The 13,781-nt window shown below is 72.4% G+C and carries 12 protein-coding genes; 8 read left to right on the top strand and 4 right to left on the bottom strand.

What is annotated here, in order from left to right; translation table 11 throughout:
• The first annotated feature begins 254 nt into the window (after window positions 1-254).
• From ACIBCJ_RS27390 to ACIBCJ_RS27375, 4 genes are all read left to right on the top strand, one after another.
• Window positions 255-1,241, top strand: a complete 987-nt coding sequence (locus tag ACIBCJ_RS27390) for a tripartite tricarboxylate transporter substrate binding protein (RefSeq protein WP_362502995.1) — start codon at window positions 255-257, stop codon at window positions 1,239-1,241.
• On the top strand, window positions 1,238-1,774 hold the full coding sequence (locus tag ACIBCJ_RS27385; RefSeq protein WP_362096343.1) for a tripartite tricarboxylate transporter TctB family protein: 537 nt from the start codon (window positions 1,238-1,240) through the stop codon (window positions 1,772-1,774). The genes ACIBCJ_RS27390 and ACIBCJ_RS27385 overlap by 4 nt, the downstream gene beginning before the upstream one ends.
• A 1-nt stretch (window position 1,775) precedes the next feature.
• On the top strand, window positions 1,776-3,275 hold the full coding sequence (locus ACIBCJ_RS27380) for a tripartite tricarboxylate transporter permease (RefSeq protein ID WP_365979751.1): 1,500 nt from the start codon (window positions 1,776-1,778) through the stop codon (window positions 3,273-3,275).
• Between the two features lie 240 nt (window positions 3,276-3,515).
• A complete protein-coding gene (locus ACIBCJ_RS27375) occupies window positions 3,516-3,839 on the top strand; it encodes a putative quinol monooxygenase (protein WP_133886824.1) in 324 nt (107 codons plus the stop codon).
• Between the two features lie 29 nt (window positions 3,840-3,868).
• Here the strand turns inward: ACIBCJ_RS27375 and ACIBCJ_RS27370 are convergent, their stop codons facing one another.
• On the bottom strand, window positions 3,869-4,291 hold the full coding sequence (locus tag ACIBCJ_RS27370) for a secondary thiamine-phosphate synthase enzyme YjbQ (RefSeq protein ID WP_365979750.1): 423 nt from the start codon (window positions 4,289-4,291) through the stop codon (window positions 3,869-3,871).
• Window positions 4,292-4,346: 55 nt separating this feature from the next.
• Between ACIBCJ_RS27370 and ACIBCJ_RS27365 the strand changes: the two genes are divergently transcribed.
• On the top strand, window positions 4,347-5,426 hold the full coding sequence (locus ACIBCJ_RS27365; RefSeq protein WP_365979749.1) for an NAD(P)-binding domain-containing protein: 1,080 nt from the start codon (window positions 4,347-4,349) through the stop codon (window positions 5,424-5,426).
• 12 nt (window positions 5,427-5,438) lie between these two features.
• On the opposite strand, the gene mltG is transcribed toward ACIBCJ_RS27365, so the two are convergent.
• On the bottom strand, window positions 5,439-6,215 hold the full coding sequence (gene mltG / locus ACIBCJ_RS27360; RefSeq protein ID WP_393524281.1) for an endolytic transglycosylase MltG: 777 nt from the start codon (window positions 6,213-6,215) through the stop codon (window positions 5,439-5,441).
• A gap of 250 nt (window positions 6,216-6,465) precedes the next feature.
• Window positions 6,466-8,268 carry an ABC transporter ATP-binding protein gene (locus tag ACIBCJ_RS27355; RefSeq protein ID WP_365979748.1) on the bottom strand — a complete coding sequence of 601 codons (1,803 nt, stop codon included), beginning with the start codon at window positions 8,266-8,268 and terminating at the stop codon, window positions 6,466-6,468.
• An 84-nt stretch (window positions 8,269-8,352) separates the two neighbouring features.
• On the opposite strand from ACIBCJ_RS27355, the gene ACIBCJ_RS27350 reads away from it, so the two are divergent.
• On the top strand, window positions 8,353-8,817 hold the full coding sequence (locus ACIBCJ_RS27350; RefSeq protein WP_362096361.1) for a MarR family transcriptional regulator: 465 nt from the start codon (window positions 8,353-8,355) through the stop codon (window positions 8,815-8,817).
• Between the two features lie 108 nt (window positions 8,818-8,925).
• Here ACIBCJ_RS27350 and ACIBCJ_RS27345 read toward each other — a convergent pair whose 3' ends face one another.
• Complete coding sequence (locus ACIBCJ_RS27345) at window positions 8,926-9,684, bottom strand: hypothetical protein (RefSeq protein ID WP_365979747.1); 759 nt, start codon at window positions 9,682-9,684, stop codon at window positions 8,926-8,928.
• 238 nt (window positions 9,685-9,922) lie between these two features.
• Between ACIBCJ_RS27345 and ACIBCJ_RS27340 the strand changes: the two genes are divergently transcribed.
• Together ACIBCJ_RS27340 and ACIBCJ_RS27335 are read left to right on the top strand one after the other, a co-directional pair.
• Window positions 9,923-11,878 (top strand): ABC transporter ATP-binding protein, encoded by a 1,956-nt coding sequence (locus tag ACIBCJ_RS27340; RefSeq protein ID WP_365979746.1) that lies wholly within the window; start codon window positions 9,923-9,925, stop codon window positions 11,876-11,878.
• A complete protein-coding gene (locus ACIBCJ_RS27335) occupies window positions 11,875-13,656 on the top strand; it encodes an ABC transporter ATP-binding protein (RefSeq protein ID WP_365979745.1) in 1,782 nt (593 codons plus the stop codon). The genes ACIBCJ_RS27340 and ACIBCJ_RS27335 overlap by 4 nt, the downstream gene beginning before the upstream one ends.
• The last annotated feature ends 125 nt before the right edge of the window (window positions 13,657-13,781 follow it).

Below are 13,781 nucleotides of genomic sequence, written 5' to 3'. Positions count from 1 at the left end.
GACCGGCGATACCCCGGTGATGCACCCGCGCCGTGTCGGCGAGGCTCGCACCGGCGCCGGCACGGCACCCGCGCTTCCGCACCAGCGGACCGGTGCCGGTTCGGCCTCGACCCGGTGACCGCAATGAACACAACCTCCCTTGGTTCCGCAAGGAAGACACGAGGCAGGCGTCCGGGCACCATGTGGCCCACGTCACCCCCCCCACAGGGCTCCCCCCCCGTACCGATCTACCCGACCGACAGGTGGTGTCATACGTGCGCCTGCGCACCCCCCTCGCCCTGCTCGGGGCCGCCGTGCTCGTGCTGGCGGGACCGCCGTTGCTCTCCTCCGGCGACGACTCCGACTCCGGCACCCGCATCCCGGGCCTGCGCTTCATGGTTCCCAACACGCCCGGCGGCGGCTACGACATCACCGCCCGCACGGCCGCGAAGAACGCCGAGGACGCCGGACTCACCCACGGCATCGAGGTGTTCAACCTGCCCGGCGCGGGCGGCACCGTGGGCCTGAGCCGCCTGGTGAGCGAGCACGGCAACGGCAGGCTCGCCATGTCCATGGGCCTCGGTGTCGTGGGCGCCGCCCGCTCCAACCACGCGCCCAAGACCCTCGCCGACGCCACGCCGATCGCGCGTCTCACCGAGGAGCAGGACGTCGTCGTGGTCGCCAAGGACTCGCCGTACAGGACGATCGACGAGCTGATCGGCGCCTGGAAGAAGGACCCGGGCAAGATCCCCGTGGGCGGTGGTTCGTCCCCGGGCGGGCCCGACCACCTCGCGCCGATGCTGATGGCGCGGGCCGCCGGGATCTCCCCGAAGGCGGTCAATTACATCCCCTTCGACGGCGGCGGCGAGCTGCTCGCCTCGATCCTCGGCAACAAGGTCGGCTTCGGGGTCTCCGGCGTGGGCGAGTACCTGGACCAGATCAAGGCGGGCGAGCTGAGGGTGCTCGCGGTGACCGGCCCCGAGCGGGTGGACGACCTCCGGGACGTGCCCACGCTCAAGGAGTCGGGTTACGACGTGAACTTCACGAACTGGCGCGGCGTCGTCGCCCCGCCCGGTCTGTCCGAGGCGCAGCGCACCAAGCTGACCCGCCTGTTCGAGGAACTGCACGACTCGCCCGAGTGGAAGAAGTCCATGGACCAGAACGGCTGGGACGACGCCTTCCTGACCGGTGAGGAGTTCGGCGACTTCCTGGACGCCCAGGACGAGCGCGTGGTGTCGGTGCTGAAGGAGCTGGGACTGTGACGACGCCGACCGACGTTCCCGAGGAGAGGGCCGTCCGACGGGGCTCGTGGCTGCGCGAGCACTCCGAACTCGGCGTGTGCGTCCTGCTGCTGGCGCTCGGCGTGCTCGTGCTGACCGACGCGCTCACCATGGACGTCGACATCACCCAGCGCGGCCCGGTCGGCCCCAGGACGGTGCCGGTCGTGGTCGGCATCGGTCTGCTGGTGATCGCGGCGCTGCTCGCCGTCGACGTGCTGCGCGGCGGCCGGGGCGAGGCGGAGGGCGGCGAGGACGTCGACCTGTCCGAACCGGCCGACTGGCGCACGGTGCTGCTGCTGTCCGGGATATTCCTCGGCGCCGCCGCCCTGATCGAACCGGCCGGTTTCCCCGTGGCGGGGGCGCTGCTCTTCTGGGGTGCCGCCTTCGCCCTCGGCAGCCGCCGCGTGGACCGCGATCCGCTGATCGCCGCGGTGCTGTCCCTGATCACCTACGTCGTCTTCGACAAGCTGCTCGGCGTGCCCCTGCCCGGCGGTCCGCTGATGGGAGTGCTCTGACATGAACGCCCTCAACTCCCTCATGGACGGGTTCGGCACGGCGCTCACCCCGCTCAACCTGCTGTGGGCCGCCCTCGGCGTGCTGCTGGGCACGGCCATCGGTGTGCTGCCCGGCATCGGACCCGCGATGGCGGTGGCGCTGCTGCTGCCGGTGACGTACGGCCTCGACCCGGTCGCCGCGTTCATCATGTTCGCGGGCATCTACTACGGCGCGATGTTCGGCGGTTCGACCACCTCCATCCTGCTCAACACCCCCGGCGAGAGCGCCGCCGTGGTCGCGGCCATGGAGGGCAACCCCATGGCGAAGGCGGGGCGCGGCGCCCAGGCGCTGGCCGCCGCGGCCATCGGTCACTTCGCGGGCGGCATGATCGGCACGATCCTGCTGGTGGCGCTGGCGCCCACGGTCGCCGACCTGGCGGTGGACATCGGCGCTCCGGACTACTTCGCCATCATGGTGCTGGCGTTCATCGCCGTGACGTCGGTGCTGGGTTCGTCGCGCGTCAGAGGCCTGGCCTCGCTGCTGATCGGTCTGACCATCGGCCTGGTGGGGCTCGACCAGATGACCGGCCAGCAGCGGCTGACCTTCGGTTCGCTGCAACTCGCCGACGGCGTGGACGTGGTGATCGTGGCGGTCGGTCTGTTCGCGATCGGCGAGGCGCTGTGGGTGGCGGCGCATCTGCGGCGCGGCGGGGCCGAGCCCATTCCGGTGGGCCGCCCCTGGCTCGGCCGCGACGACGTCCGGCGCACCTGGAAGTCCTGGCTGCGCGGTCCGTTCATCGGCTTCCCGTTCGGCGCGATCCCGGCGGGCGGCGCGGAGATCCCGACCTTCCTCTCGTACGTCACGGAGAAGCGGCTGTCCAAGCACAAGGACGAGTGGGGCAAGGGCGCCATCGAGGGGGTGGCGGGCCCCGAGTCGGCGGCGTCGGCCTCGGCGGCGGGCACGCTGGTGTCGATGCTGACCCTGGGCCTGCCGACCACCGCGGTCGCGGCGGTCATGCTGGCCGCCTTCCAGCAGTACGGCATCCAGCCGGGGCCGCTGCTCTTCGAACGCGAGCCCGAGCTGGTGTGGGGTCTGATCGCCTCGCTCTTCGTCGGCATGGTGCTGCTGCTCGCCCTGAACCTGCCGCTCGCGCCGGTGTGGGCCAAGCTGCTGCGCATCCCGCGCCCGTACCTGTACGCGGGGATCATGTTCTTCGCGGCCGTCGGCGCGTACGCGGTCGGCGGTGAGGTGGTCGACCTGGTGATCCTGCTCGTCATCGGCCTCATCGGCTTCGGCATGCGGCGCTACGGGCTGCCCGTCCTGCCCGCCGTGATCGGCGTCATCCTCGGTCCGAACGCCGAGCAGCAGTTGCGCCGCGCCCTGCAGATCAGCGACGGCAGCGTGTCGGGCCTGGTCGACACGCCGTTCTCGGTGACGGTGTACGCGGTGATCGTGCTGCTGCTCGCCTGGCCGCTGGTGAAGCGGCTGGTGGTGCGTGGCCGGAAGCGGGCGAACGCCTGACCCCCGGTCGCCCGGCTCGGCAGCGCGTGCCGCTCTCGGGAAGGTGTGTGTGGCCCGGTACGCCGACCCCGTACCGGGCCGTCGCACGGCGGCCCGGCGCCGAGACCGGTGTCCGCTTCGTCGGTAACCTCGTCCGCAGCCCCTCGACCCGGGCGGGCGGACCGCTGCCGGGACCCCCGCCGTCCGCGGGCTCCCCTTCCGGTCCCCGCCCCCTGCGACCCCAGAAAGGGAACCGGCCCCATGATCTTCATCACGGCGAAGTTCCAGGTACTCCCCGAGCACGCGGACCGGTGGCCGGAGATCGCCGGCGAGTTCACCCGGGCCACCCGGGCGGAACCCGGCTGCCTCTGGTTCGACTGGTCGCGCAGCGTCGACGACCCCACGGAGTACGTGCTGGTCGAGGCGTTCCGCGACGACGAGGCGGGCGCCGCGCACGTCGGGTCCGCGCACTTCCGCGCCGCACGGGAGAAGCTGCCGCGGCACCTGGCCCGTACCCCGCGCATCGTGAACGCGACGGTCGACCAGGAGGACTGGTCGGAGCTGGGCGAGATGGCGGTGGAGTAGGGCCTCCCGCCCCCATGGAGGGCGCCCCGTCAGCCGAGGAAGCTCAGCCGGACCCGGCGGTCGGGGTTGTCCTTGTTGGTGTCCACCAGGCACACCGACTGCCACGTCCCGAGTTCCAGGCGGCCGCCGATCACCGGCAGTGTCGCGTGCGGCGGTACGAAGGCCGGCAGGACGTGGTCGCGGCCGTGGCCGGGGCTGCCGTGGCGGTGCTGCCAGCGGTCGTCGGCCGGGAGCAGGGTGTGCAGGGCGGACAGCAGGTCGTCGTCGCTGCCGGCGCCGGTCTCGATGATCGCGATCCCGGCGGTGGCGTGCGGGACGAACACGTTGAGCAGACCGTCGCGGCCGGACGCCGCCTCGCGCAGGAAGGACTCGCAGTCGCCGGTGATGTCGGCGACCCGCTCCGCCGCGCCGGTGGCGAGGTTCAGGACTCGGGTGGTGAGGGCATCTGGCATGCCCCCATCCTGACACCGGGGGAAGATCGCGGCCTCCGGCACCGTTGGTAGAAGCGTGAACAACATGCGCGAGGTCGACGTCGTCGTCATCGGGGCCGGTCAGGCCGGACTCGCCGCCGCCTATCACCTGCGGCGCACGGGTTCCGAGCCGGAGCGCGACTTCGTGGTGCTCGACCACTCCCCCGGGCCCGGCGGCGCCTGGCAGTTCCGCTGGCCGTCCCTGACGTACGGCAGGGTGCACGGCATGCACGCCCTCCCGGGCATGGAGCTGACCGGCGCGGATCCGGCGCGGCCGTCCGCCGAGGTGATCAGCGGGTACTTCGCCGCGTACGAGCGGACCTTCGACCTGCGGGTGCGGCGCCCCGTCGACGTGCGTGCCGTGCGTGAGGGGGTGGACGGGCGCCTGCTCGTCGAGACGTCGGCCGGGTCGTGGGCGACACGCGCCCTGATCAACGCGACCGGCACGTGGGACCGGCCCTTCTGGCCGCGCTACCCCGGGCAGGAGACCTTCCGGGGACGGCAGCTGCACACCGCCCGGTACGCGGGGCCCGAGGAGTTCGCCGGGCGGCGCGTGATCGTGGTGGGCGGCGGCGCCTCCGGGACGCAGCACCTGCTGGAGATCGCCCCGTTCGCGGCGGCCACCACCTGGGTGACCAGGAGGCCGCCCGTCTTTCGCGAGGGGCCCTTCGACGAGGGGGCGGGCCGGGCTGCGGTGGCACTCGTGGAGGAACGGGTGCGGCAGGGGCTGCCGCCGAAGAGCGTCGTCTCGGTGACCGGGCTGCCGCTGAACGACGCGATCCGGGCCGGACTGGCGTCGGGAGTGCTGGACCGGCAGCCGATGTTCGACCGGATCACCCCCGAGGGCGTGGAGTGGAGCGGCGGGCGGCGGGTGGCGGCGGACGTGATCCTGTGGGCGACCGGGTTCCGGGCCGCCCTCGACCACCTGAGGCCGCTGCGGCTGCGGGAGGCGGGCGGCGGCGTCCGGGTGGAGGGGACGCGCGCGGTCGCCGATCCCCGGATCCATCTCGTCGGCTACGGCCCCTCGGCCAGCACCATCGGCGCCAACCGGGCGGGCCGTGCGGCCGTGCGGGACATCAGACGGCTGCTGGCCGGAGGCGAGCCGGTCGCCGCATGACGCCCCGACGGGTCACTCGGCCGCCTCGGCCCCGCCCTTCCTCCCGGCACTCGCCTGAAGGCGGTTGAACTCGGCCACGTTGCGCTGGTGCTCTGCGTAGTCGGCGGTGAAGCGGGTGTCACCCGGCTTGACCGTGACGAAGTACAGCCAGTCCCCCGGGGTCGGGTTGATCGCGGCACTCATCGCCTCGTCGCCGGGATTGGCGATGGGCGTCGGCGGCAGGCCCATGCGCTGGTACGAGTTGTACGGACTGTCGATCTTCGTGTCCTGGGTGGTGGTCCTCAGCGTCGAACGGCCCAGGGCGTAGTTGATGGTGGAGTCCATCTGCAGCGGCATTCCGCGTTCCAGCCGGTTGAAGATCACCCGGGCCACCTTGCCCATGTCCTCCTCGTCGGCGGCCTCCTCCTGCACGATGCTGGCGATGGTGACCGCCTGATAGACGTTCAGCGCGTTGCGCTGGGCGCCCGCGGCGACCGGCGCCCCGGTGAACCTCTTGTTCGCCGTGTCGACCATGGCCGTCAGCAGCTTCTCCGGGGTCGGGTTCCCGCCCAGCGGGTAGGTCGCCGGGAAGAGATAGCCCTCGGGGTTGCCCTCGGCGTCGTTCGGCAGCTTGAGACCCGCCTTGGCCAGGGACTTCTTGGTGGTGCCCGCGGGCAGGGCGAGGGCCTTGTCGACGGCCTCGTAGACCTCCGTGGCGCGCCGGCCCTCCGGGATCGTCAGGGAGGTGGGACGGGACTCGCCCTCCTCGCCCGTCGTCAGCAGCGGCACCGCGACGGCGGTACCGGCCACCACGGCGCCGATCGCGATCAGGGCGATACGGCCCCGGCGCGTCAGCCGGATCGTCCTCCTGGGGGTTCGGGGACCTCTGGGACCTCCGAGGCCTCCAGGCCCTCCGGGGTTCCTTGGGCTGCCGTGACCTCCGGCGCTCCTGGCGCTCCCGGCGCTCCCGGCACCTCTCGCGCTTCTCGCGTTCCGCGGCGGCGTGTTCATCTGCATGCGGGCACGGTAACCCCCATATGCGCGCAAACCCGGCATATCGTCATTTTGTCGGCTCCAGTCGGGCGTCCCTGCGGACCAGCGCGGCATACCTCCCGTCCTGCGCCAGCAGCGCCTCGTGCGTGCCCTGTTCGGCCAGGCGTCCGGAGTCGAGGACCACGATCCGGTCGGCTCCACGGACGGTGGAGAGGCGGTGAGCGATGGTGATCGTGGTGCGGTTGGCGGACAGGGCGTCGATGGCGCCCTGCACGGCGGCCTCGGTACGGGTGTCCAGGGCGCTGGTGGCCTCGTCCAGGACGAGGACGGGCGGGTCGCGCAGGATGGTGCGGGCGATGGCCAGGCGCTGCTTCTCGCCGCCGGAGAAGCGGTGGCCGCGCTCGCCGACCACGGTGTCGTAGCCCTCGGGCAGGGCGGCGATGTGGTCGTGGATCTGGGCCGCCCTCGCCGCCGCCTCCAGCTCCGCGTCGGTGGCGTCCGGCTTGGCGAAGCGCAGGTTCTCGGCGACGGAGGCGTGGAAGAGGTACGTCTCCTGCGACACGACGCCGACCGCGCGGGCGAGGGTGTCGAAGTCGAGGTCCCGCACGTCGACCCCGTCGAGGGTCACCCGGCCGCCTGTCACGTCGTACAACCGCGGCACCAGGTGCCCGAGGGTGGACTTGCCGGCACCGGTGGGGCCGACGACGGCGAGGCTGCTGCCCGCGGGGACCGTGATGTCGATGCCGTCGAGCACCGGGCCGCCCTTGCCGCCGTAGCCGAACTCGACGCGCTCGAAGCGGATTTCGCCCTTGATGTGGTCGAGGTGGACCGGGTCCCGCCGTTCGGTGATGTCGATCGGCAGGTCGAGGTACTCGAAGATGCGCTGGAAGAGCGCGAGCGAGGTCTGGATCTGGACGCCGGTCGACAGCAGGCTCACCGTCGGCCGGAACAGGCCCTGCTGGAGCGAGACGAAGGCGACGATCGTACCGAGCGACACGTCCGGCCCACCGAGTTGCAGGGCGATGCCGGCGGTCCAGTAGATGACGGCCGGCATGGCGGCCATGACGATCGTGATGACGGCCATCCGCCAGCGGCCCGCCATGTTCGACCTCACCTCCAGGTCGACCAGACTCTCCGACTCCTCCGCGAAGGCGCGGGTGAGCGAGTCGGACCGGCCCATGGTGCGGCCGAGCAGGATGCCGCTGACGGAGAGCGACTCGGTGACCGTGGCGGCCATCGCGGCCATCTGCTTCTGCCGCCGGGTGGTGATCTTTTTGCGCTCTCTGCCCACGCGGCGGCTGATCCACACGAACACCGGAAGCAGGAGCAGGGAGACGACGGTGAGGCGCCAGTCGAGGACGACCATGGCGACGATCGTGGCCACCACGCTGGTGAGGTTGGAGACCAGGGAGGTCGCCGTGGAGGTGACGGTGGCCTGCATGCCGCCGATGTCGTTGGCGATGCGGGACTGGACCTCGCCGGTGCGGGTGCGGGTGAAGAACGCGAGGGACATCTGCTGGAGCCGGCCGTAGACGGCCGTGCGCAGGTCGTGCATGACGCGCTGTCCCACGGTCGTGGAGATGAGCGTCTGCAACACGCCGAAGACACTGGTCAGGACGGCACCGAAGATCATGCCGAGGGCGAGCAGGCTCAGCAGGCCGGTGCGCCCCTCGGGGATCGCGACGTCGAGGATCTCCCTGAGCATGAAGGGCGTCGCGACCGACACCAGGGACGCGGCGCCGACCAGCAGGCCGACGACCGCGAGACGGCCGCGGTAGGGCCGGAACAGCGTGAGGATGCGACGCACCTGCCGGGGCTGTTCCTTGGCGTCGGCAGGCGCGGTCCAGGCGGATTCGCGATCGGGGCGCATGGGCTCCCTAGGAGACGAGGATTACGGATCGACAGTCATTGTTACCTATACTCACAATGAATGCCATCCTGATATTGTTCCCGCATGACCGCCCCCGATCCCGACGGCCTGCTCGCCGAGCAGCTGCTGCGGCTCACCCGCCGGGTGCACCGCATCCAGAAGCGCCACCTCGAGCACCGTGACCTCGGTATCACCCCGGCGCAGTCCCGGCTGCTGCGCACGCTGGCGCACTGGGGCTCGCCCCCGCGCATGGCCGACCTCGCCGAGCGCCTCGAGGTCGTGCCCCGGGCGGTGACGACACTGGTCGACGGTCTGGAGGCGGCCGGGAAGGTGCGCCGCGTCCCGGACCCGGCCAACCGCCGCGTCATCCGCATCGAGCTGACCGACGACGGACGCGCGGCCCTGGGGGAACTGCGCGCGGCGCGCCGGTCCGCCGCCGAGGAGATCCTCGCCCCGCTGACGGACGGGCAGCGCGCGGTCCTGGGTGGGTTGCTGGACACACTGGTCGACGGTCCCGACAGCGGCGGGGGCCACAGCCCCACGGTCTGATCCGGGGCCGGGGCAGACCAGGGACCGGCTTCACGTCCGGGGCCGGCTTCGTGCTCGGTCCCCGGGTTCGGTCCCCGGGCTCGGGTTCGGGTTCGGGTTGCTTCCCGCTCAGGCCTTCAGATCGGCCCTGTCCCCCATGACCACCACCGGGTGCAGGTCCGGGTCGAGGGTGCGCAACAGGTACTCCATCGCCGGCTTGGGCAGACTGACGCAGGCCGACGTACCGCTGCCGTGGTCCATGTGGAGCCAGATCGAACCGCCCTTGGCCGAACCCTCGGGGCGCGTCGGATCGTTGGGCGGGGTTCCCTTGACGCGGTTGTAGTCGATGGCGATGACGTAGTCGAAGTCGTGCCAGTACGACTTCGCCCACCAGCGCGGTGCCGCGAAGCTCGCGGACCTGCTGTACGGCAGCCCGGTGCCGGGGGCCGGATCCGGGTCCGGGAGCACGCCGCCCGCGTCGCTGAGCGTGAACACCCCGACGGGACTGCGCTTGTCGTTCTCGTGGTGGTCGGTCGTCCAGCCCCTGGTGCCGTTGTGCGCCGCCCAACTGCGGGCGCGGTGCCAGCCGGAGCCCCGCTTCGTGTACAGCACGGCCGTGGAGTCGGCGGAGTCCTCTCCGTCGCCGTACACCGCGACGATCTGGCGCGATTCGGCGGGGATACGCCGCTGGAGCCGGTCGCCGACGCCTGGGACGGTCTTCGGGTCGGCCGTCGCGCTGCCGCGGCCCGCGCCGGCGGGGGGCGCGCTCGCCGCGGAGTCCGCGCCGGGGCCGGACGGGCCGCCGCAGGCGGACAGCGCCGACACCGTCAGCAAAGAGCCAAGGGCCGCTGCCACGACCGCCGTACGCCGTACTCCACCACTCACCATCCGTCCATGGTCGCACTCGTGCCGGGCATGCCGTCAGGACGGTGGCGGGGAGGAGCACCGGGAGTGAGGCGGGCGGCGTGCCACGCACCACGCGCGTGCGGGACATCGCGGCTCGATTCCCGGCCCTACCCGGAAAACCGCTTGATTTTGGGCGCCCGGCGACGCGAACCTTTCACGGTTTGCAGCCTCCTGATGCCGCACAGCGACGGCACCCCCTGACACGAGCCACTGGGACGTCATGCAGATCCAAGACCTTCCGTATCCCGACCCGGGCGTGCCCGACGCACGCACGGGCCCCCGATTCCTGTGGTGGCTGTTCCGCAACCAGCTCGGTGGCCAACTCAAGTCACTGGCCTGGGGCCTGCTGCACTTCGCCTCCGTCTCCGCTCTGCCCTTCTGCGTCGGTCTCGCCGTCCAGGCGGTCGTCGACCGCTCCGGCACCCGGCTCGCCGTCGCGGGCGGCGTCATGGCGCTGTGCTGCGCCGGCAACGCGATCGGCGACACCTTCCTGCACCGCACCGCCGTCACCAACTGGATCACCGCGGCGGCTCGCGTCCAGCAACTCCTGGCCCGCAAGACCGCGCTGCTGGGCTCCGCGCTGACCCGACGCGTCGCCGCCGGCGAGGTCGTGGCCGTGTCCACCGGTGACGTCGAGAAGATCGGCTGGTTCGTGGAGGCCGTCTCCCGCTTCACCGCGGCCGCGCTCACCATCGTGCTGGTCTGCGTGGCGCTGGTCGTCTACCAGCCGGCGCTCGGTGTCGTCGTGATCGTCGGCCTGCCGGTGCTGGCCCTGGCCGTCCTGCCGCTGCTGCCGCGCGCCACCCGGCGGGCCGACGTCCAGCGGGACAAGGCAGGCCGCGCCACCGAACTCGCCTCGGACACCGTCGCCGGACTGCGCGTGCTGCGCGGCATCGGTGGTGAGGAACTCTTCCTCGACCGCTACCGCGACGCCTCCCAGGAGGTGCGCCACGCGGCCGTACGCAGCGCCCGCATGTGGTCCCTGATCTCCGCCATCCAGGTGCTGCTGCCGGGGCTGCTGCTGATCGCGGTGGTCTGGCACGGCGTCCACCTGGCCCGCGAGGGCCGCATCGACGTCGGCGAACTCGTCACCGTCTACAGCTCGGTCATGATCCTCACCTACCCCCTGCGGCACTTCGAGGAGATCGCCATGGCGTACTCCTTCTCCCGTCCTTCGGCCGGCCGTGCGGCCCGGGTGCTGTCCTTGGAACGCGCCACGGACACCACGGGTTCGCGCGCCGCCGAGACCCCTGCCGGGGATCTGTACGACCCGGCCACCGGTCTGCTCGCCCCGGCAGGCCGGTTCACCGCCGTGGTGTGCGGTGACCCGGACGCCGCCGGGCGGCTGGCCGAGCGGCTCGGCGGCCACCCTTCGGAGAAGGGCACGTCGGCACTGCTGGGCGGCGTGCCGTTGGACGAGCTGCCCCTGAAGTCCGCGCGCACCGCGGTCCTGGTCCAGGACAAGGACCCGGTCCTGCTCTCCGGCACGCTCCGCGAACTGCTGGACGTGCCCGCCTCCGGTGCCGTCCGCGCCGACGACGCGCTGAACGCCGCCCAGTGCGGTGACGTCCTGACGGCGCTCACGCAGGGGTCGCTCGGCGCCGAGGACCCGATGAACGCCCGGATCACCGAACGCGGCCGTTCGCTTTCGGGCGGCCAGCGCCAGCGGCTGGCGCTGGCCCGGTCCCTGATCACCGACCCGGAGGCGCTGGTCCTGGACGAACCGACCTCGGCCGTGGACTCGCACACGGAGGCGCGGATCGCGGAAGGCGTTCGGGCCCTGCGTGCGGGACGCACCACGGTGGTCCTCACCTCGTCCCCGCTGCTCCTGGACCGCGCGGACCGGATCGTGTTCCTGCACGACGGCGAGGTCGCGGCGGTCGGAGCCCACCGGGAGCTGCTGCACACCGAGCCCCGGTACCGGGCGGTGGTGACCCGCGAGACCGACGAGGAGACCGCGGCACGCCCGGACGCCGTACCGGCCGGCCGCAAGCCGGCCCGGACCATGGCCGACGACGGACGCGGCGACCAACGTGACGGCGGACGCGGCGCCGAACGTGACGGCGGACGCGACGACGGACGCGACGGCGCCCTCAGCGACGACGCTCTCAGCGGCGACGCCCTGCGGGAAGACGACGTACTGCACCGACTGGAAGAGATCGAGGAAACGGCATGATCGGCGTCGCGCCCCCGTCCTACGACCCGGCGGCTCCCACGACGGCCAGCACCCTGCCCGTGGGCTCCCGCCCGACCGTACGCGCGTACGCGGGAGAGCTGCTGCGCCGGCACCGCCGGGCGTTCCTCTTCCTCGTCACCGTCAACACCGTCGCCGTGATCGCCTCGATGGCGGGTCCCTACCTGCTGGGCGGGCTCGTGGAGCGGGTCGCGGACGACACGCGGGAGCTGCGTCTCGGTCTCACCGCCACGCTCTTCCTGCTCGCCCTTCTCGTGCAGGCCGTCTTCGTGCGCGAGGTGCGGCTGCGAGGGGCCATGCTCGGCGAGCGGATGCTGGCTGACCTGCGGGAGGACTTCCTCGTGCGGTCGGTCGGATTGCCGCCCGGCGTGCTGGAGCGGGCCGGCACCGGCGACCTGCTCTCCAGGATCACCACGGACATCGACCGGCTCGCCAACGCCATGCGAGAGGCCGTGCCCCAGCTCGCGATCGGCGCCGTGTGGGTGGTGCTGCTGCTCGCCGGGCTGGTGGTCACGGCGCCACCGCTGGCGCCCGCGGTACTGATCGCGGTTCCGCTGCTGGTGATCGGCTGCCGCTGGTACTTCCGCAGGGCACCCGCCGCCTACCGCTCGGAGGCCGCCGGGTACGCCGCGGTGGCCGCCGCGCTCACCGAGACGGTGGACGCCGGGCGCACCGTCGAGTCCCACCGTCTCGACACCCGCCGCATCGAACTGTCGGAGCGCCGGATCAGCGAGTGGACGGCCTGGGAGCGCTACACCCTGTGGCTGCGGTCGGTGCTCTTCCCCGTCATCAGCGTCACCCATGTGACCGTGCTCGCCTCCGTCCTGCTCATCGGCGGTGTGTTCGTCCTCCAGGGCTGGATCGGCGTCGGTCAGCTGACCACGGCGGCCCTGATCGCGCAGATGCTCGTCGACCCGGTCGGCCTCATCCTGCGCTGGTACGACGAGCTGCAGGTGGCCCAGGTCTCCCTGGCCCGGCTGGTGGGCGTGCGGGACATCGAGCCGGACGCCGGTGACTCGTCCCTGGCCCCCGACGGACGCCACGTGCACGCCGACCAGGTGCACTTCGGCTATCTGGAGGGCGTGGACGTCCTGCGCAAGGTGTCGCTGGAGGTCGCCCCCGGCACGAGGCTCGCCCTGGTCGGTCCGTCGGGCGCCGGGAAATCCACCCTCGGCAGGCTGCTCGCGGGGATCTACGGTCCCCGCGAGGGCCGGATCACCCTGGGCGGCGCGGAACTCTCCCGGATGCCCGCGGAGCGGGTCCGCTCGCACGTCGCCCTCGTCAACCAGGAGCACCACGTCTTCGTCGGCTCCCTGCGCGACAACCTCCGTCTCGCCAGGTCCGGCGCCACCGACGCCGAGCTGTGGGCGGCGCTGGGCGCGGTCGACGCGGACGACTGGTCCCGTGCGCTGGAGGAGGGACTGGACACCGAGGTCGGCTCCGGCGGCTTCGCGCTCACTCCGGCCCAGGCCCAGCAGATCGCGCTGGCCCGCCTGGTGCTGGCCGACCCGCACACCCTGGTGCTGGACGAGGCGACGTCCCTGCTCGACCCGCGAGCGGCGCGCCATCTCGAACGGTCCCTGGCCCGGGTCCTGGACGGCCGCACGGTGATCGCGATCGCCCACCGCCTGCACACCGCCCACGACGCGGACGTCATCGCCGTGGTCGAGAACGGCCGGATCAGCGAGCTGGGCAGTCACGACGAGCTGGTCGCGGCGGACGGCGCCTACGCGGCACTGTGGCGGTCCTGGCACGGGTAGCCGGCCGGGCGGCCCGTAGGAGGCCGGCACGGGGCTGGGGCGGTCGAACACCAGCCGGAGGCGGCCGGGGCCGGGCCGGGCAGGTGCCGGCCGGTCCGGTTCCGGCCTGGCGCCCGGCTGCCCTG

This window comes from Streptomyces sp. NPDC051136, from assembly GCF_044455745.1.
Classification (GTDB): Bacteria; Actinomycetota; Actinomycetes; order Streptomycetales; family Streptomycetaceae; genus Streptomyces.
Note: the sequence above shows the minus strand (reverse complement) of the source record. Positions and strands in the feature narration are given on the sequence as shown.

What these genes read in the sequence shown, in the direction of transcription:
- ACIBCJ_RS27380 (WP_365979751.1), top strand. Translation starts at nt 1,776, where the DNA reads ATGAACGCCCTCAACTCCCTCATGGACGGGTTCGGCACGGCGCTCACC.
- ACIBCJ_RS27375 (WP_133886824.1), top strand. Translation starts at nt 3,516, where the DNA reads ATGATCTTCATCACGGCGAAGTTCCAGGTACTCCCCGAGCACGCGGAC.
- ACIBCJ_RS27370 (WP_365979750.1), bottom strand. Translation starts at nt 4,291, where the DNA reads ATGCCAGATGCCCTCACCACCCGAGTCCTGAACCTCGCCACCGGCGCG.
- ACIBCJ_RS27355 (WP_365979748.1), bottom strand. Translation starts at nt 8,268, where the DNA reads ATGCGCCCCGATCGCGAATCCGCCTGGACCGCGCCTGCCGACGCCAAG.
- ACIBCJ_RS27350 (WP_362096361.1), top strand. Translation starts at nt 8,353, where the DNA reads ATGACCGCCCCCGATCCCGACGGCCTGCTCGCCGAGCAGCTGCTGCGG.
- ACIBCJ_RS27345 (WP_365979747.1), bottom strand. Translation starts at nt 9,684, where the DNA reads ATGGTGAGTGGTGGAGTACGGCGTACGGCGGTCGTGGCAGCGGCCCTT.
- ACIBCJ_RS27340 (WP_365979746.1), top strand. Translation starts at nt 9,923, where the DNA reads ATGCAGATCCAAGACCTTCCGTATCCCGACCCGGGCGTGCCCGACGCA.
- ACIBCJ_RS27335 (WP_365979745.1), top strand. Translation starts at nt 11,875, where the DNA reads ATGATCGGCGTCGCGCCCCCGTCCTACGACCCGGCGGCTCCCACGACG.